The organism is Porphyromonas sp. COT-108 OH1349 (assembly GCF_000768755.1).
GTDB lineage: Bacteria > Bacteroidota > Bacteroidia > Bacteroidales > Porphyromonadaceae > Porphyromonas_A > Porphyromonas_A canoris.
This window is the reverse complement of record NZ_JRAH01000038.1, coordinates 18,713-37,577: the sequence shown is the minus strand read 5'-3', so window position 1 is coordinate 37,577 and position 18,865 is coordinate 18,713. Positions and strand designations below refer to the sequence as shown.

Below are 18,865 nucleotides of genomic sequence, written 5' to 3'. Positions count from 1 at the left end.
TCCTGAGCCAGGATCAAACTCTTCTTTGTCATTTTGTTTCTATTTATTCCTATGCTCAGTATCCTTAATATATTTCCCAGGTAATAGTTGACGGGTAATGTCCTCTACTTAACATAGAGATATTTCCCTTGTACTACTTGTTGAAAATCTTGTATCCAATATATCTATGATCTCAGTTCAAAGACTCTCCTACATAAGGGAGTCCGGAGAGCAAAGTTACAACAACTTTTCTTTTCTCAAAAATTTTTCTCAAAAATTTTTCTAACTCTCATTTCAACGAACGGACATCGCTGTCACCACAGCCTCTCATTCGTTTTGGGGATGCAAAGATACAATATCTTTTTTAATAGCCAAACAAAAAGAGAAAAATATTTTTACTCTCTCAAAACTATTATTGATAACAGCGCCTATTTCTGCTGTAAAAACTTCTGAAGATCTTCCGTAGAAATATTAGGAGTGAGCACTCCTTTGTGAGCAATGGATATCTTACCTCTCTCTTCAGAAATGATAATCACCTTGGCATCGGTAGCCGTTGCCATGCCGAGACCGGAGCGGTGTCTCAGTCCCATCTCCTTGGGTATTTCAGAAGAATGAGATACCGGAAGGATAGAGCCGGCAGATACAATTCTCTTACCGCTAATGATCATCGCCCCGTCATGCAGGGGACTGTTCTTGAAGAAAATATTTTCGATCAGACGGGCATTAACGGCTGCATCTATACGCTCACCCGTATGTTCATATTGCTCAAGACCATCTTTTTGTTTGATTACGATGAGTGCTCCGCTCTTTTTCCTACTCATATTAAGGCAGGCAAGTGTAATGGCAGCGATCTCTGCAGTAACTTGCGTATTATTATCTGCCCCTTTAAGAAACACCTTAAACAGATGCGACCAGCGACCACGAGAGCCAAGCAGAGTCAGAAATCTCTTTATATCATCTTGAAAAAGAATTACGACAAGCACTACTCCTCCCGTTGAGACAAAATCCAAAATAGAGCCGAGAAGACGCATCTTAAGGAAAGAGACAACCATTGAGATCACTAAAAATGCCAGCAATCCGTAGAAAAGAGTCTTAGATCCGGAGGATCGCAGAGACTTTTGTACTTGATACATCAGGATCGTAACCAGAAGGATGTCAATAAAATCCTTTATGCCAAATTGAAACCAACTCATATATTATAGTCGTGATGTTAGATTCGTAGGATCAACTATTGCTTGCACTATTCTCACCGCCTCTTTAGCCGCTCTCACATCATGGACTCGGAGAATATGCGCACCATTGAGAAGAGCTGCGGTATTAAGTATGGTAGTACCATTAAGAGCATCTTCCGGAGAGATCTCAAGCAGTTCCCATATCATTTTTTTCCTTGATATTCCTACGAGTAAAGGAGCATTAAACACCTCAAACCATCTAAGATTGTGAAGCATCTCATAGTTTTGTGCAATATTCTTGCTGAATCCGAAACCGGGATCCATTATAATATCAGCTTGAAAACCGAGAGAGCGAAGCTGATACCTTTTAGCCTCCAGATCTCTTATAACATCGAGAGTAACATCTTCGTATTGAGCAAGCGAAGACATCGTTGATGGAGTTCCTCTCATGTGCATCAAGATATAAGGCACTTGAAGTTTTGCCATCGTGTCGAACATATTGCCGTCCAATGTTCCACCCGAAACATCATTGATAATGGCTGCTCCATACTTTTCCACAGCCCTTCGCGCCACACCGGCTCTAAATGTATCCACAGACAGCGGAAGGGTCGGATACTCCCTTTCCAAAGCTTTCAGTGCCGGTTCTACACGCTTCCACTCTTCCTCTTCCGATATGGGAGAGGCTCCGGGACGGGTAGAGTAGCCTCCGATATCGAGAATAGAAGCCCCTTCTAAAATCATCTGTTCCGCTTTGGCAAGAATACTCTCTTCCCTTAAAGCTGTACGACTTCCCGAGTAGAAAGAGTCGGGCGTCGTGTTCATAATACCCATTACGATGGGCTCACTTGTCAGATTATAAAGTTTTCCCTTTAGATTCAGGGTTATTGGTATCATTTATATTACGGAGTGTTCGTTTCAACAAAGATAGTTGATATTTCTGATACCTTTTTACAGAATGTTATATATACCGGATTAACGCATCCTTCGCTCGTTTTTGAGGTGTTCTTTCACTTCGGTACACCTGCTTAAAAAGCGGCTTTGAGGTTGTTTATATCTGATTTTATTTAGAATGCGCCCCTGTCAAGATCTTCATTTTCAAGAGACTTACCACCTCTATACTCCTTACCGATAGAGAAATAATAAGTCAGTGCAATACTTCCTTTCCAAAAGTTGTCTCTCTTTATGGAGCGTGTGGTCTCTTGTAAACGGAGAAAGGAGTGGTTTTCAGTGACAGAGAGTTCGGGGACAAACAGATTTTCCAATGCCAACCGGACATTCCATGAACCTTTTCTCCAGAAGCCGGACAGCGAGCTATAAAAACCGGAAGATGAAATAAAGTAGCTGTACAGCCTTTTATAAGGCAGATCCAAATCTCCCTGCACTCCCCAACGATCTTTTTGATAGAGAAGACTAATGCCGGAAGGGATGGAGAAGAAAGAGAGTTGTTGATCTTTGGAAACAGAATAGTGCTGATATCGAGGCTGAGCATATAGACGTATTTGCAGCTGCTCATTGCCCAATGGCTTGATAGAAACCGATGTGCGTAAAGCTAAAGATTCGGAGTAGAGAGCATTGATCCGTTGTTGAACAACAGCCTCCTTACCATTGATCCTCTCTTTCAAAAATGTCGTAATCCAATCTCCGGAGGTGTGATTATAGACCAGCCGACCGGACAGATCCACATAGTCATTACCCCAATCGTAATAGAGACGCCCCGTTGAGAGATAACTGTTTTGGAGAAGAGGGTTATTTCTCACAAAAAAAACCTCTCGAACCTGCCGCGTTACTTCGGTCGTACTACCCAAATCCGGGATAAGATTGGCTGTTTCAACCTCCAATCTCAACCGATGACCATGAGGCAGATTATAGCCTGCTAAGGCTCTCGGATTGAAGTAAAAGCAAAGCCGATCCTCTTCAAGCCCTCTGTGCGCAGAAGCATAGTGCATCGAGACGGCAGGGACAATACGGTAAAAGAAACGCTTTCTGTTGCCCTCCCATGTCAAATAGAGTTGATCTCGGAACTGGCGCTGCAGATCCACGCTCTCTCCCGTGCTTGTTCCCTTTATGGCAAAAGAGGCTTGGGAGTACATCATTTGAGTTCCGATGTACAATCTGCTGTTCTTAAACGGATGAGCATACTCCACCTGCCCTATCACGGAATGCTTGGAAGTGCTCCCTTCTATCCGTTCACGCAAAGCGTCTGCATGGTTCGTTTCGTTCCGCTCACTCAGATCATAATCGGAGTGGAGCGTATTGTAGGTATATACGACATTGGAAAAGAGTCTGCGTCCTCCCGTCAATGTCCGGTCGTAATAGAGATCAACGACCGGCGTGAACACTTTGCCCAAGCTGTTGGTATATCCTTTACGCAACACCTCCTGCGCTCCTTTGCGGCTGTATGCATCATACTCCCGGTTATCGCCCACTTTCTCCAGAGAAGAAGAGAGAGCAATCTCCAGATAGTGTTTATTGGGTTGGTTCAGAGAATAAGCCGTTTTGAACAGATAGTTTTCGAGACGTTTGTGTGAGATACCATCTGTTCGGAAAGAGTATGGCTGATCTGCTTCGTACCGCGTGCTCTGTTCATCCTTCTCTCCCAATCTTGTATTCCTGTACAGTCCCTTGAGAAAGAGTTTAAGTCTGTGCATCCCTCTATTGTAGCTATAATAGCCGTTTGCAATGACATCCGTATATAGAGGAGAGGTCATCCCTTCTACTCCGGCTTGATGACCGTCATCAAGAGGTTTGGTAACAACATCTATCACACTTCCTCTCGTGTTGTATCTCTCAGGCGCTATGTCGAAATAGTCTATGCGGATTATCTTACCGGGAGGTATGGAGCGCAGCTCTTCGTGAGTGGCATGCCGACCATTGATAAGAACAACAGGTGCAACATCACCGGAAGCAGAGACAATTTCTCCCGTTCGGGCACTTGCTTTCACCTGAGGCAGCGTTAAAGCCAAATCCAACAGATTTTGTGCCAAAGCTATCTGATTAGGCTTGAAATAGTAGCTCTTCTTATCTATTCCCTCCTTAGGCTTTCCCAGCACGACCACTTCTCCCACTTCTCCCTCAGGAGATCCCAGCTCAAAATCTTGACGCAACAGGGGCGACTCCGGTTTTATCTGTATCTCTTTCCTCTCTTTTTTGTACCCCACATAGCGTGCCTCCACAATATATTTATCAGAAGAGGGTATTGCCATCGAGTAGTAGCCTCTTTTATCGGTATAAGTGAACCGAAGAGGCTGTGAGGCATTCGGCGCATAAAGTGCAACCAAAGCAAATTCAAGCGGTTCTTTGGGTGTGAGTAGGACAAAACCCTCTACACGTAAAGATTGAGCCGTAGCCGAGATAAAAAAAAGAGTGCACAAGATAGCAAACAGGAGCTTGGTTCGTTTCATTTTAGCCGAGATTTAGAATAGTCCGGATTCATGACCTTATCAAAAGCATCAAACACCGGATTTCGGGGAGATAAAAGTCAGTAATCGGCTTGGTTCTGCTCCTTTCAAAGAGGTGAGTCGGATGCTTTCGGAGATCTGATATTTATTGGAGGCAAAGTTAAAAAAAGTGCCTAATTATACAAAACCATCCTTTATAAATCTCGGCAGCAACTCCAGTTTATCATCTGTCTGCTCTGTCCGGCAATCAACATCACAGCATTTACAATCATCTCTCTCCTCTTTCGGAATGGCTGTAAAAGTTATGAGTTTTCAGCTTATATACGTTTATAAATCTGCCTGATCGGGTTTAAGATTGGAAATCGGGGGTTGAAGTGAGGAAATCAAGGTTTGACTTTGAGAAGTCGGGGCTTGGTTTTTAGAAATCAAGCGTTGATGTGTGAGAAGCAAGGTTTGATTTGCAGATTTGGACAGGTTCGGAGAAAGATATGAACAGGTATAGAGAAAGATATTAAAGTGTTTGGCGAATGATGCGAAAAAGGGAAATTCTTTTTCCATACGGTGCTGCACGCAAAAAGAGGGGAGTGGGTTGGTGCTCTCTACTTGTTCCGGGAGATCTTCGAGAGAACAAAAGCAATGCCGGAGGGGTGTTCCGGCTGCTTACCAAGGGCTTGAAAACAAGCAGTAGAAACGTATCTCTGTGAATGGAACAATAAAAAAAGCCTCCATCCATGAGGATAAAGGCTTTTTATCGTTGTACAAAGAGATTTACTTGTTGATAGCCGCAATACCCGGAAGCTCTATTCCTTCGATTGCTTCCAAAAGAGCACCACCTCCGGTAGATACGTATGAGACTTGGTCTGCAAGGTCGAACTTATTGACGCAAGCCACGGAGTCTCCTCCGCCTATCAGTGAGAAAGCTCCTTTCTTGGTAGCTTCCACGATGGAGAGAGCCACTTCTCGTGATCCTTCTGCAAAGGTATCCATCTCGAAGACACCGCAAGGTCCGTTCCAAAGAATGGTTTTGGACTCTTCGATAACCTTTCCGAACATTTTTCTTGTCTCGGGACCGATGTCCATTCCTTCCCAACCGGCAGGGATCTCATTGCTCTTTACGACCTGATGTTTAGCATCGTTGCTAAAATCGTCTGCCACGACAGAGTCCACAGGTAAAAGAAGATTCACACCCTTTGCTTTGGCTTTTTCCAAAATGGCAAGAGCTACATCGAGCTTGTCCAACTCTACTATGGAGTTGCCTATCTCGCCTCCTCTTGCTTTGGTAAAGGTGTTGGTCATACCACCGCATACGATAAGGTTGTCCACTTTATCGAGGAGATTTTCGATGATACCTATCTTGGAAGATACCTTGCTGCCTCCCATGATGGCTGTGAACGGGCGTTTAATGTTATCCAACACATTGCGAACGGCTTCTACTTCTTTTCCCATGAGGAAGCCGAACATCTTGTGATCTTTATCGAAGTGGTCTGCCATGAGTGCCGTAGAGGCATGTGCTCTGTGAGCAGTACCGAAAGCATCGTTGACATAAACGTCGGCAAGGTCGGCAAGAGCCTTTGCAAACTCTTTTTGCTTCGCCTTGATCTCTTTCTTAGCCGCGGCTTTCTCCTCATCGGTAGCATCTTCTTTCAGTCCGCGAGGCTTTCCCTCTTCTTCCGCATAGAAGCGAAGGTTTTCGAGCAACAGGATCTCTCCCTCTTTGAGTGCTTCCACTTCTGCCTCTACCGCCGAACCGACAGAGTCTTTGACAAACTTCACGGGGCGACCCAACAGCTTCGACAGATGCTCTACGATATGAGAGAGCGAGAGTGCATCGGATACACCTTTCGGGCGTCCAAGATGGGAGCCCACGATGAGTCTTCCTCCGTCGTTCAAGATTTTGTTCAGAGTGGGGAGGGCGGCACGCATACGAGTGTCGTCTGTAATGTTGAAGTGTTCGTCGAGAGGTACATTGAAGTCCACACGAACAAAGGTCTTCTTCCCTTTGAAGTTGAAGTTTTCTATTATTGCCATGCTTGTCTATTATAATAATTTACGGAACATACTTGTCCTGCAAAGTTACACAAAAGAAATGTCTTTGTATCCGAAAGATTATCAAGAGGTAAAGATTTTGATCCGTACTCGTTGTTTCTCTTTCTGCCTCCTTTAGGAGTAGGGCTATATGCGTTCGACGGACTTTACACCCTTGACCGCCATGACCCTTTTTGTAAGAGAGGTAAGGGCATTATAGTCTTTCAGATAGACCACAAACGTACCCACAAAGAGACCGTCATACGACTCTATGTTGAAGCTGCGCAGGGTTACCTGTTCTATCTTGGATATATTCCCGGTGATGTTGGAGACTATGGATATATCGTCATTGCCCACCACACGGAGAGTAACCTCGTATCCGGCATTTCCTGCCCCTGCCCATTGGGCTTGAAGGATGCGGTATCCGAAGCGTTGGAAAAGATCGGGAGCGTTGGGGCAGTCCATACGATGCACCTTGATACCGTTGGTGGAGACATAGGCAAAGACTTTATCCCCGAAGATCGGCTTGCAACACTTCGCCAGATGGTACTCTATGCCGGTAAGGTTTTTGTCTATGACGAGGACATCCTGACCCTGTGCGATCTCTTCCGGAAGAGTGGTACGGACAAATGTTTCCGCACTGCGTTGGGTGCGGCTCTCTGCCGGGATGCTCTTTTCATCTATGATCTGCTTGTACTCGTCCACTACCTGATTGAGGCTTATACTGCCTTCTGCAAGTGCAAGATAGAAGTCCGTAACGGTGCGGAAGCCTTTCTTTTTGATAAAACGGAAGAGTTCGGCATCGTCCAGCTCCACTTTTCTGTTCTTGAATCGACGTGCCAGCTCCTCCTTGGTAAACTCTATGGACTTTGCCGACTTCTCTCTAAGACTCTGCTTGATCTTGCTCCGCGCTTTGGCTGTCTGTACAAACTTGAGCCAGTCCGGCTTAGCCTCCTGCGTTCCGGATGTGAGAATGCGGACACTGTCTCCGTTATTGAGTACATACTTAATGGTAACATTCTTGCCATTGACGTTACCTCCGACACATCTCAACCCCAGACCGGAGTGGATGGCAAAGGCAAAGTCGAGCACGGTGGCACCTTTGGGAAGATTGATAAGCTCGCCTTTGGGAGTAAAGACATAGATCTCCTTGTCGTAGATGTCCATCTTAAACTCTTTGATAAGGTCGGCACTCTGATGCTCTTTATCTTCTAAAAGCTGGCGAACACCTTTCATGAACTCATCCAAAGAGTCTTCCGACTTGATGCCTTTGTACCTCCAGTGGGCGGCAAGACCTTTTTCGGCAATCTCGTCCATACGTTCGGTACGGATCTGTACCTCGACCCATCTGTTCTCCGGACCCATCACGGTTATGTGCAGACTCTCGTAGCCGTTGCTCTTGGGCGCGGAAATCCAGTCTTTGAGCCTCTGCGGATTGGGTCTGTACATGTCCGTTACAACCGAGTAGGCTTGCCAACAGAGCGACTTTTCTCTCTGCACCGGAGCATCTATCACAATGCGTATGGCAAACAAATCGTAAATGTTCTCGAACTCGATCTGTTGCTTTTTGAGCTTATTCCGAATGGAGGATATGGATTTGGTTCTCCCTTTTATCTGGAATCGCAGTCCCTCTTTTTGCAGTCGCTCTTTGATGGGAGCTATAAATCTTGCAATGTAGGCGTCTCTATCTCTTTTCGTTTCGTTGAGCTTCTTTTTGATGAAGTCGAAAGTCTCTCTGTCCGTATATTTCAAGCAGAGATCCTCCATCTCGCTCTTGATAACATACAAGCCGAGTCTGTGTGCAAGAGGAGCATAAAGGAAAGAGACCTCCATGGCAAGAGCAATGCGAAAAGAGTCGTCCGGTATCTTATTCACAAGACGAAGGAGTACCATACGATCGGCAAGCATAATGAGGATGACTCTGATGTCTTCGGCAAAAGAGAGCAAAAGGTTGCGGAAGTTCTCGGAGTTTATTGCCGTGTTTCTGGCATAAAGCTCCGATGTCTTGAGCAACAGGGCTATCATGTGCGCTACCTCTTCTCCCACATTTTTGGAGATCTCTTGAAGCGAAAGTCCTCCCTTGTGTGCCGAACGATACAAGAGTATGGCAACGGCACAGTCTGCCCCAAGACCGATCTCTTCAAGAGCGAAAATAGCAGTGCGGAGATGCCTGTGAAGCCCCGATATACCATTCTTGTCTCTATCGAGATGTCCCTCTTCGACACTTTTCTTTATGGTATCGAGGATCCATTTTCGACTGGGATGCCCGGAGATTTCCTTGTGAGAAAGAAGCTCTCTGGCAAGGGTGATGAGTTGCGCTTGTTCGTTCGACGTAAACATGGTGTGTTATGATTCCGGAGTGAAAAGTAAAAGACTGTCTTTTGCAGCCGCAGTGCGTGCCATATTTTCCGGGACAAACTTCCATGTGGAAGAGGGTCGGGGAGTCAAAGGATTGTGCGTCTGCAAATATTGCATCAGGAGATAGCGAAGATCTTTTTCGGATGTTCTCAGGATGCGACCATTGAGCTGCTCTTTGCTTAAAGAGATACCCTTTGTGAGCATACCGCCTCCACCGCTTCCACGATAGGAGTTGACAACGACTTTGTACTGATTATCCATCTTGAACGGTGTGCCGTCTTCGAGAGAAAGTATCGTTACACGCTCTCCTACCGGCTTGGTAATGTCCACCGTGTAGCGTATGCCGTGAGCGGAGTCGAAGTTGTAGTACGGCTCTTGGAGCTTGGTCATCTTGTGCCCTGTCTCTTTCTGCTTGAAGAGCAAAAAGCTCTCTTCTCCCGGCTTGGCGGTACGAATCCAGGAAGCGTAGGAGTATTCGAGCGCAGATCTGACCTCTTCTCCCGAAAGAGAAAGAAGGTAGGTGGTGTTCTCATACTTGTACAGCTTGAAAAGATCTCGCATCAAAATCTCTCCCTGTCTGACCTCTGTGTTCATGGTAAGGGGTGAAGAGAAAGAGATATCCGCATCTTCAAACTGAGAGAGCTGTACCCGATGGATGAGATCCACGAAGGCACTCGGTCCGAAGAATGCCGGTCGGGAAGAGATCGGTTCGGTAGTGAAACCGACCGGAGAAGAGATAAACTTCTTCACGGCATCGTATTCACTCTTGAACTTTTCTATAAACTCTTCGGACGGCTTGGTATTATCAAGAGGAACGAGAGATAGCGCTATCCGAATGCCGTTAGGGGTAAACGTTACTTTGGTTTGTGAGATAAAAGATCCTCCGGCAGCAGGATTGATGACATAAGTATGCTTTTGGTGCTGAGGATGTGCCACGGAATCTATATAGGAAGCGTGATCGTGCCCACAGCATACAAGGTCTATCTCCGGCACGAGAGTGGCGAGAGCATAGCCTGCATCCTCTAACAGAGGTTCCTCAAGATTGGATTTTTTCCCTCTTCCTGCGTGCAGCAGTGCAACTATCATATCCGGAGACTCCTTTTCTTTTATCTCTCGGATATATGTTTGAGCCGTTGTTACAACATCTTCAAAGCGCATACCTTTCCACAGAGACTCGGGAAGGAAGTTCGGTACAGATGGTGTAGTAAGACCGAGTATAACTATCCTTTTGCCATCTTTCTCTATTGTGGTATAGGGGCGGAAGTAAGGATTTCCTGTGGATGTATCCGTAACATTGGCAGCCAAAAACGGCATGTTCAAATCCTTTTCAAATCTGTCATAGACGGGATGCCCTGTCTCTATGTCGTGATTTCCCACTGTTACGGCATCGTATTTCAGATAGTTGAGCACGTCTGCCATAAGATGAGAAGAGACCGTATCCATGAAGTTGTAGTAGTAAGCCGTCGGCTGACCTTGCAGGATGTCTCCGGCATCAAGAAGAATCATGTTCTTGTCTGCCTTCCTGACGGAATCTACATAAGTGGATATACGGGAGTAGCTCCCTTTCATCGGCTCATCCTGAATGAAGTTGTACGGAAAAACATTGCCATGCAGGTCGGTAGTGTGCAGAATGGTCAGGGTTACATCCTCTTTCTTCGTGCTATCGCACCGAGAGAAGAGAGGTAAAGTAAAAAGGAGAAGAAGAGTAGCCAAGACTCTCTTCCAGTCATAGAATTGTTTTTTGTTTTGCATCTTGTATTTGTTGTTTCGGAACAGAAAAAGACTACTCTTGTACTCACCCAGGAGACAAGATGTAGTCTTTTCGTAAATAGTCTGTTAAAAGCAGGTTGTGTACGAGTACCGTTACCTTCTTATCTTCATCTCCTTGATGAGTCTGTCTGCTCCAAGGTAATCATTCAGGATAAAAAGAACATAGTCTACATCGCAAATGATGCTTCTCTGATAGTTGGGCAGATATTGTATATCTCCTCCAACTCCTTCCCAGTTTCTATCAAAGTTGAGACCGATAAGTCTTCCGTAGGCATCTATAACGGGACTTCCGGAATTTCCTCCCGTAGTATGTGTTGTGGCACAGAAGTTCACACGTTTCTTTCTATTCTCAGGCTTTTCTGCCAGAGCCTTTATATCGGGAAGAAGAGCGTACTCGGGATTATTGGGATCATATTTTTCCAGCACACCTTCCATCGTTGTAGAGTGTCCGTAAAACACGTTATCCTTCGGAGAGTAACCCTCTACTTTACCAAAAGTATATCTAAGAGTGGAGTTGGCATCGGGCCAAAGATTCAGCTCTCCCTCCATTTCCAACAATCCTTTGACATATATCTTTCTTGCTTCTGCAAAAGACTTGTCTTCCTGAGCAAGTGCTTCTTTCAGTCCGTTGTATCTGTTGCGCACAGAAGTAACAAGACGCACCAAAGGATCTTTCAGATAAACCTCAGGAGAGAAGTTGAATAGAAACTCTCGATAACTCTCTCTGCTGCGATAGATGGTAGTGTTCCAAAGATCGTCCACATACTTCTCCACATTCTTTACATCTTTCAAAGCACCCGGAAGATCGTTTACATCTGTTTCTACCATGTAAGCTCTGATCATTGCTTTCATAACTTTGACGTCCAGCATTCTGCTGTAATCTTTATTAAAGAAATCGTCATAAGCTTTCAGAGCCTTCTCTACATTCGGCTTGGTTATCTCCTCTTTGGGAATGATCGGAACGGATATAGCCTCCACAGCTCTCAGCAACGCTTCGTCTATCAACCACATCTGCTTGCGGACATGTGCTCTGTTCTTGACCATTCTTTCTATGGTTGCCACCGCGGCTTTGTACTCCGGCTTATTGTTCTTTTCGGCATATCGGATAAGCTTGTCGGTCTGTGCCTGTTTCACTTTCTCCAGCTGCATTTTATTTATAGCCCAGTTGCTTCCAATGGCATTCTTATAAGCATTGGTGCTGTACGCATACTTGGAAGCATACATGATATTCAGAGCTTCATCCTTGCGCATCTCTTCAAGGAGATTGTTCTGTCTTATCTCACGCATTCTTATGCGTATGTCATTGTCTATGTCTCTTCTTTCTACCACTTCGCTTGTAGTGTAGAAATGATTGGTGCGTCCCGGGAATCCTATAACCATTGCAAACTCTCCTTTTGCCACGGGCTTACTTGCAACTTGAAGATATCTCCTTGGTTTCAAAGGAATATTATCGGGATCGTACTTTGCCGGATTGCCATTCTTGTCGGTATAAACACGGAAAACGCTGAAGTCGCCGGAGTGTCTCGGCCAAACCCAATTGTCTGTATCTTCACCATATTTACCTACACAAGAAGGCGGAGCCGCGACAAGACGTATATCGTGATACACTTTCTGTACAAAGAGATAGTGTTTGTTCCCTTCATAGAACGGACGAAGAGAAACCTGTGTACCGAACGGCATTTCTCCGCCAATGATCTCCTTGTACCATGTTTCCCCTATCAGCTTGAGTGTTTCCGCTTCCGTTGCTTTGGGAGATAGGCTCTTGTGTTTATCGAAAAAAGTATCGACATATTTTGTGACATCTTCTATACGTTCCGTAAATGTTACTGTGGTTCCCAGATTTGGAAGCTCATCCTTCATGCTGTTAGCATAAAAACCATCTCTCAAATAGTTTTGATCCACGGTGGAATGCGCACGTATCTGATCGTATCCGCAGTGATGATTGGTAAATACAAGGCCTTTGTCTGACACAATACTGCCTGTACAACCTCTATCGAATATCACTATCGCATCCTTTATGGATGTTCCATTGGGGTTGTATATGTCGGTAGCTCTGAGCTTCAATCCCTTTTTCACCATCTTATTGTAGTTCTGTTTACTCATAAGAGGTAATAGCCACATACCCTCGTCGGCTCGGACAGAAGTATAACCACCGGAACAAACCAGCAATATTACCGCTGCAATCAATCCTTTCAGACCTTTTGAGATCATCGTTTTCTTCATTTTTCCTTTATAGTATTATGTTGTTCTTGAATGCTTGTATAGTGGGACTTTCTTTTACTGTCCCATTGTTTGAACGGAAGACGAGAGAGAGCACTGTTATAATATCTTCCTTTTCCCGTAACCTCGGCACATATCCATTCCGGCAGATTTACGGGAGGATCCTGTCCCGGAGACAGCTCTACCTCTGCCGTGATAAGTCCTTCATTCTCTCCCAGAAATCTGTCTACTTCAAAGGTGTATCCTTCCCAGGGTATCCAGTATCTTATCTTATGTATCGGCGGATAGAGAGACATTTTAAGCATCTCCTTTGCATCCGTTAGCGGGATCTCATATTCGTATTCGTTTCTGGAAGAGGGATCTTCCTCCAACGGCATACCCTTTATGGTAAGATAGGCTTTATCTCCTGACACACGAACGCGAAGAGTGAGATTTAACCCTTGATGATGTGAGCAGAGATAGCCCTGAATCATCTCCTGTTTCTTTATGGCTAAAGGTTCAAATCCCTCTTTTGCGATGTATTTCAGCTCTTTCTCTATCGCCATCTTACCTCTGCTTACGCTGTTCTTTCCTTATGGTGATTTGAGTGGCACCGAATCCGTACTCCTGAAAAGAGGCATCCTGCATGGAGCAGAAGTCATACCTGCTCTTCATGATCTTCTCTACCTCTTTCCTCAGTACGCCATCCCCTTTCCCGTGAATAAAGATGATCTTTTTACCCGGAAACTTTAGATTGGCTTCCATAGTCTCTATCACGGTTCGTTTTTGATACTCCAGTATATCCTTCGGTTCCATACCCACTGTGGTATCGAGCAGTTCATGATGATGCAGATCCACTACCAAAGGAGCATTGGGGTCTATCACCGGTTTGGCTTTTGCTTTTATCTTCTGATCCTGCCTGATCTTTTCGTCCATCTTACTCTGTATATCTTCCGAACGGATCTCAAATCGAGGAGCCTCCTTATCATCATTCATCAAAACGAATGTAATGGCACCCTCATCAAAGTAAGGATTGGGAGCAAAAGCATGACGCTTGAAAAATCTTTGCGGTTCCAGCTTTACCACTGCATCTATACAGGGTTTGGCTCCATATTTGGTATCGCTTTTATAAGGAATGATCTGGCATGCAATACGTCTTCTATCCGAAAGATCTTCCACGGCAAAAGACTCTATGTACTCCACCGAATCGTATGGAATATTACCACTGAAGAGCATTTTTCTCTCTCCCGTATCTCTATCCTCTGTGCTGTAAATAAGATAAAGGTCATAGTTACTCTCATTTACAATATACGCCTCATAGCCACACTTTCCGAGTTCGTTTATCTCATCGGGCAGATATGCCAGTACAATATTGAGTTTTTCTCCTGCTTTTGAAGTGGGTCTTGGGTGAACAGGTTTTGGTTTATGCTCCACCCGAACCTCCTCTTTAACCGGAAGTTTCAACTCTGCTTTGGGAACCAACGTGCTGCCGGGCGTTATCACTACCACCTCGTTTTCGTAAACGGGAACGTCGAAACCATCTTCGGTCTCTACCATAACCACATTTCCGGAGCAGAAGGCCTTAACGACTCCTCCTCCTACACTGTCTAAAAATCTTACTGTATCTCCTATTTTTATTTTCATTCACGTCTCTATTTTTTCACTCTTTCAAAGTTCACTATTTTTGCCTACAAATACAAATAATAGGGTATGCAACGACAGCAGATAGAGTCAATAGAGATAAAATCTTTCAACTACGATTTACCAGAAGAGAGGATAGCCAAATATCCCTTGAAAGAGAGGGATAGTTCCAAACTGCTTCTGTTTAATGAAAACAGAGAGATAGAGGACAGATCTTTTTATCAACTGCCCGAACTCCTTCCGGAAAACTCTCTTTTGGTTTTCAACAACACGAAAGTAATCCATGCTCGGCTCCATTTCCGGAAAGAGACAGGGGCTCAAATAGAGATTTTCTGCCTTGAACCGCTCTATCCCGAATCTTATGAGATCAACCTCTCCACACAGCATGAAGTAACATGGATATGCCTGGTCGGAAATGCCAAAAAGTGGAAACCGGACACCTCCGTCTCTCTTACCCTGAAAGATGATAAAGGAAAAGAGATAACGGTATATGCCAGATACACTCCATCCACCACTCCGGACAGCAGGAATGTTACTTTTACATGGGATGCCCCGGTATCTTTTTCCGAGATACTGGAGCTGGCAGGCGAACTTCCCATACCGCCTTATCTCAACAGAAAGACAGAAGAGTGCGACTCCGAAACCTACCAAACCGTCTACGCCAAATGGGATGGAAGCGTGGCTGCACCAACGGCAGGGCTTCACTTTACGCCTGATGTATTGGAAGCCATAAAGCAGAAAGGGATAAAAACAACCCCTGTGACGCTTCACGTCGGAGCAGGAACATTCAAACCGGTAAAGAATGAACTGATCTCTCAACACGAGATGCACAGAGAGATGATAGTGGTACAGAGAGCTACCATCAACACTCTGCTTGCTCATTTGGGCAGTATAACGGCAGTGGGAACCACTTCCACACGCACACTCGAAAGCCTTTATTACATCGGTGTTCATCTGATAGAAAACAGTTCCGAACCTCTTTTCGTGGCGCAGTTCGAGCCTTATCAAAAGCTCTATTCTCACACTGTGCAAGCTGCTTTGAAAGCTATCTTGAAATATATGGATGCCAACGGCTTGGATCAGATAGAAGGACACACCGAAATCATGATAGCTCCCGGCTTTGAGTTCAGGCTTATAGACCGGTTGATCACCAACTTTCACCAGCCGCAAAGCACTCTTCTTCTGCTTATCTCTGCCTTTATAGGAGGTGGAGACGAATGGTGTAAAATCTATGACCATGCCCTAAAAAACGACTACAGATTTCTCAGTTATGGAGACAGCTCGCTACTCTACCGCAGCCGCTCATAAATGGATACTGAAACTTGCCATTCCCAATATCCTCAGCAATATCACCGTACCGCTGCTGGGGATATTCGATCTCGGCATGTCCGGAAGACTCCAATACGTTCACGAGATAGGTGCCGTGGCTCTTGCCGCTACGCTTTTCAATATGCTGTACTGGACTTTCGGCTTTCTCCGTATGGGTACTACCGGACTCACTGCTCAGGCTTGCGGAAAAGGAGATAAGAGAGAGATGGGAAGAATACTCCAACAATCTCTTCTCATAGGTGGTCTCATAGGACTTCTGCTTCTTATTTTTGGAAAACAGCTGGCAGATTTTCTACTCGATTTCGTAACGTTTGAGTCCCAAAACAACGGCGAACTGATAGCCACCACAACAGACTATTTCCTCATAGTGATATGGGGTGCTCCGGCAGTGTTATGCAATTTTGCTCTCAACGGATGGATTATAGGCATGCAGAACAGCTGGTATCCGATGGCTATCGCTATCTTCACAAACGTTACCAATATCCTGCTCTCTGCTCTGTTTACATTCCAAATGGATATGGGCATAACGGGCATAGCCCTCGGAACAGCCATAGCTCATTGGTTGGGTCTTATCCTTCTTCTCTTTGGTGTTTGGTGGCTGTTCATAAGAGAAAAAAAGGTCTCTTTCTCATGGAAAACAGATGATCTTAAGCAGGGAATAGGAAAATTTTTTCATACCAATCTCTTTATCTTCCTGCGTACCCTGCTATTGGTCATCACCAACACCTATTTTACTTATTACGGAGCATCGGAAGGTGAAATAGCTCTATCTGCCAATGCCATACTATTGCAGTTTCTATCCCTGTTTTCCTACTTTATAGATGGTTTTGCTTATGCCGCAGAGGCTATCATAGGACACCTTTTTGGAGCAGAGAGAAGAGTGGAGATACAAAAATTCATCTACCGTCTGCTGGGATATGGACTATTATTGTCCCTTATCGCTTCCGGCATATACTTCTTATCCGGAGAGCATATACTCCGACTCTTCACGGACAAAACGGAAGTGCTGGAATACGCCGATCATTACCTTGTATGGATTTGGATTGTTCCCATTGCCGGATTTACTGCTTTTGTTTGGGACGGTGTATTCATAGGATTGACCCTCACAAAAGATATGTTCATATCGATGCTCGTAGCGGTCTCCATCTATTTTACGATTATATATATCGAACCATCCCAAGATCCCAACTCCACTCTCTGGATAGCGATGCTGCTCTATCTTGCCATAAGAGGAGTAATGCTCAATCTTATGTACAGCAAAAGAAAGCATACTCTGCTTCTTCACGCTTAGAACCATTGTTTTATGACACACATCTATTACATATACGTAGGATCTACCACACGCTCTCCGGAGGAGATGCAAGAAGTTACGAAAGAGATCCGAAACACCTACTTCCCAAATCTTATATCCTCCTCTTTTTTTCTCTCTCCCGGATACGGATCAGGAACCGGTAAGGTCTACACCAATGGAGTTTACAAGATAGAGACCTCTTTAGACCTTGATGCGCTTTCTCTTCTTCTGAAAACAATAGAAACGATATTCGGAAGAGATAAAAAAAAGAGTAATGGAGAGATAGCTCTCGACTTGGATATAGTGGAAACAGATAGCGTGGTAGTAAGAGAAAAAGAGCTCAATCAGTATCCTTACAAACAGGGAAAAAATGAACTTGACGAGATAACCAAAACAAATAAAACATCTGTTTTTTCTTCGTTCCGCAAGACTTAAACAAACATTTGATAGATAATATTTCCTCTCCTAATTTTTTATGTATCAAAATATTAGTTATATTCGTACCACAACGAAGCAACTATTTTTCCAAACCAAAATCTAAAATCGGTTGAAGTACTTAAAGAGAAATTAGTAAGATTATATCTACCCAAAAAGGATCAAATTCATGAAAAGTTCAGTAAGTACGATCTATAAGATTTTCCTTATATCTGCTTTTGTCATTTTGATGTCCGGTATTACATGCGAACCTGAAACACGTTCCTTAGACCCATTTAGAAACTCACTTATCCGAAAATCCACTTCTTCTCCCCTGTATTTTTATATAAAAATGAACCCTTGACTTTCTGCTCCTATAACCCTAAATCCAACCTGTCAAATTAGAGAATAATAGAAGTATATCGCTATAAATATCTTATATTCAATTTGATATGAAAAATCTCAAATTCGCGAAAAAATTTTTCTCAGTCCATTTCATGGGGCTTTTTCGCGTTAATTAGTGTGAATTTTAACACTCTTCTCTGTAAACGTTTCCTAATAAAGAAATTTGCCTTTTCGGGTGCATTTTAGGGTAAAAACACGTATGTGTTTGGTTGTTAGCATTTTGATGATTTTGGCTAAACACTTTAATCGAATCCGGTAAACGTATTAAATGAAATCGGTAAACGTGTTCATTGAAAAATTAAACACGTTAAGCCGAAACAATATGCTCGTTTACCGTTTTTGCTTAACAGGTATCGAAATTTGTGTTAATAAAACAGGCTGATTTAACAAATCCGGTACCCCTCTGAAAACGATCCCTCCGATCAAAATAGAATGAGAAAAAATGACCCGGATTTTAGCCGTTCACACCTGTATGGAATATATAAAAATGGTCTTCTGAAATTGTGGATAACTCTGTTCAAAAGCTGTTGAAAACTTTAGAGAAACTATTGGGCTTAAAATTTGGATTTCTAATAGATCATCCTGTATATAATAGTAAACAATATATCCAAACAGAAGAGAGAAAAGTTTCTAAAAAGTTTCACAGGGGTTTTCAACACAAAAAGTTTTCAACATAGAGCCATGTAAGATATTCACACTATCTTAATAACCCTATTTTCTATACTGATATATAGCATTTTATAAAGAGATCGGATTGTTGATAAAATGTTGATAACTGTTGGTAACTAAAATGCTTCAAAGTTCTCCACAATCCCAACAGGCATTATTATCATAGTATATGAGAGTATGTTTTTATCTTCTTTATTTCTTTTCTTCAACCTCAA

General features: G+C 43.9%; 13 protein-coding genes. 4 read left to right on the top strand and 9 right to left on the bottom strand.

Going from position 1 to position 18,865, the window contains the following annotated elements; all coding sequences use genetic code 11:
• Positions 1–407 precede the first annotated feature (407 nt).
• From cdaA to JT26_RS09715, 3 genes are all read right to left on the bottom strand, one after another.
• Complete coding sequence (gene cdaA / locus JT26_RS09725; protein WP_036790775.1) at positions 408–1,172, bottom strand: diadenylate cyclase CdaA; 765 nt, start codon at positions 1,170–1,172, stop codon at positions 408–410.
• Between the two features lie 3 nt (positions 1,173–1,175).
• Positions 1,176–2,045 (bottom strand): dihydropteroate synthase, encoded by an 870-nt coding sequence (gene folP / locus JT26_RS09720; protein WP_036790777.1) that lies wholly within the window; start codon positions 2,043–2,045, stop codon positions 1,176–1,178.
• 170 nt (positions 2,046–2,215) lie between these two features.
• The gene (locus JT26_RS09715; protein WP_036849329.1) at positions 2,216–4,552 is read right to left on the bottom strand and encodes a carboxypeptidase-like regulatory domain-containing protein; all 2,337 of its coding nucleotides are present in this window, start codon (positions 4,550–4,552) and stop codon (positions 2,216–2,218) included.
• Between the two features lie 524 nt (positions 4,553–5,076).
• On the opposite strand from JT26_RS09715, the gene JT26_RS10865 reads away from it, so the two are divergent.
• A complete protein-coding gene (locus JT26_RS10865; RefSeq protein WP_160217659.1) occupies positions 5,077–5,253 on the top strand; it encodes a hypothetical protein in 177 nt (58 codons plus the stop codon).
• Positions 5,254–5,317: 64 nt separating this feature from the next.
• Here JT26_RS10865 and pgk read toward each other — a convergent pair whose 3' ends face one another.
• The 6 genes from pgk to JT26_RS09685 form a co-directional block, all read right to left on the bottom strand.
• Positions 5,318–6,577, bottom strand: a complete 1,260-nt coding sequence (pgk, locus tag JT26_RS09710; protein ID WP_036849327.1) for a phosphoglycerate kinase — start codon at positions 6,575–6,577, stop codon at positions 5,318–5,320.
• Between the two features lie 144 nt (positions 6,578–6,721).
• Positions 6,722–8,914 carry a bifunctional (p)ppGpp synthetase/guanosine-3',5'-bis(diphosphate) 3'-pyrophosphohydrolase gene (locus JT26_RS09705; protein WP_036849326.1) on the bottom strand — a complete coding sequence of 731 codons (2,193 nt, stop codon included), beginning with the start codon at positions 8,912–8,914 and terminating at the stop codon, positions 6,722–6,724.
• A gap of 6 nt (positions 8,915–8,920) precedes the next feature.
• Positions 8,921–10,684 carry a bifunctional UDP-sugar hydrolase/5'-nucleotidase gene (locus JT26_RS09700; RefSeq protein ID WP_036849324.1) on the bottom strand — a complete coding sequence of 588 codons (1,764 nt, stop codon included), beginning with the start codon at positions 10,682–10,684 and terminating at the stop codon, positions 8,921–8,923.
• Between the two features lie 111 nt (positions 10,685–10,795).
• Positions 10,796–12,925 (bottom strand): S46 family peptidase, encoded by a 2,130-nt coding sequence (locus JT26_RS09695; RefSeq protein ID WP_036849322.1) that lies wholly within the window; start codon positions 12,923–12,925, stop codon positions 10,796–10,798.
• On the bottom strand, positions 12,922–13,467 hold the full coding sequence (locus JT26_RS09690) for a CYTH domain-containing protein (protein ID WP_052110511.1): 546 nt from the start codon (positions 13,465–13,467) through the stop codon (positions 12,922–12,924). Before JT26_RS09690 ends, JT26_RS09695 begins: the two co-directional genes overlap by 4 nt.
• 1 nt (position 13,468) lies before the next feature.
• On the bottom strand, positions 13,469–14,545 hold the full coding sequence (locus JT26_RS09685) for a DUF2027 domain-containing protein (protein ID WP_036849320.1): 1,077 nt from the start codon (positions 14,543–14,545) through the stop codon (positions 13,469–13,471).
• A 66-nt stretch (positions 14,546–14,611) separates the two neighbouring features.
• On the opposite strand from JT26_RS09685, the gene JT26_RS09680 reads away from it, so the two are divergent.
• From JT26_RS09680 to JT26_RS09670, 3 genes are read left to right on the top strand one after another with little or no spacing between them, the layout of a single operon-like run.
• Positions 14,612–15,850: an S-adenosylmethionine:tRNA ribosyltransferase-isomerase gene (locus tag JT26_RS09680; protein ID WP_036849318.1), complete on the top strand. Its 1,239-nt coding sequence runs from the start codon at positions 14,612–14,614 to the stop codon at positions 15,848–15,850.
• Positions 15,813–17,162, top strand: a complete 1,350-nt coding sequence (locus tag JT26_RS09675) for an MATE family efflux transporter (protein ID WP_036849316.1) — start codon at positions 15,813–15,815, stop codon at positions 17,160–17,162. The genes JT26_RS09680 and JT26_RS09675 overlap by 38 nt, the downstream gene beginning before the upstream one ends.
• A gap of 12 nt (positions 17,163–17,174) precedes the next feature.
• Complete coding sequence (locus tag JT26_RS09670; RefSeq protein ID WP_036849314.1) at positions 17,175–17,597, top strand: 2-amino-4-hydroxy-6-hydroxymethyldihydropteridine diphosphokinase; 423 nt, start codon at positions 17,175–17,177, stop codon at positions 17,595–17,597.
• Positions 17,598–18,865 lie beyond the last annotated feature (1,268 nt).

Coding starts and splice junctions, on each gene's coding strand:
- JT26_RS10865 (WP_160217659.1), top strand. CDS start 5,077: ATGATGCGAAAAAGGGAAATTCTTTTTCCATACGGTGCTGCACGCAAA.
- pgk (WP_036849327.1), bottom strand. CDS start 6,577: ATGGCAATAATAGAAAACTTCAACTTCAAAGGGAAGAAGACCTTTGTT.
- JT26_RS09715 (WP_036849329.1), bottom strand. CDS start 4,552: ATGAAACGAACCAAGCTCCTGTTTGCTATCTTGTGCACTCTTTTTTTT.
- JT26_RS09705 (WP_036849326.1), bottom strand. CDS start 8,914: ATGTTTACGTCGAACGAACAAGCGCAACTCATCACCCTTGCCAGAGAG.
- cdaA (WP_036790775.1), bottom strand. CDS start 1,172: ATGAGTTGGTTTCAATTTGGCATAAAGGATTTTATTGACATCCTTCTG.
- JT26_RS09690 (WP_052110511.1), bottom strand. CDS start 13,467: ATGGCGATAGAGAAAGAGCTGAAATACATCGCAAAAGAGGGATTTGAA.
- JT26_RS09670 (WP_036849314.1), top strand. CDS start 17,175: ATGACACACATCTATTACATATACGTAGGATCTACCACACGCTCTCCG.
- JT26_RS09695 (WP_036849322.1), bottom strand. CDS start 12,925: ATGAAGAAAACGATGATCTCAAAAGGTCTGAAAGGATTGATTGCAGCG.
- JT26_RS09685 (WP_036849320.1), bottom strand. CDS start 14,545: ATGAAAATAAAAATAGGAGATACAGTAAGATTTTTAGACAGTGTAGGA.
- JT26_RS09680 (WP_036849318.1), top strand. CDS start 14,612: ATGCAACGACAGCAGATAGAGTCAATAGAGATAAAATCTTTCAACTAC.
- JT26_RS09700 (WP_036849324.1), bottom strand. CDS start 10,684: ATGCAAAACAAAAAACAATTCTATGACTGGAAGAGAGTCTTGGCTACT.
- JT26_RS09675 (WP_036849316.1), top strand. CDS start 15,813: ATGGAGACAGCTCGCTACTCTACCGCAGCCGCTCATAAATGGATACTG.
- folP (WP_036790777.1), bottom strand. CDS start 2,045: ATGATACCAATAACCCTGAATCTAAAGGGAAAACTTTATAATCTGACA.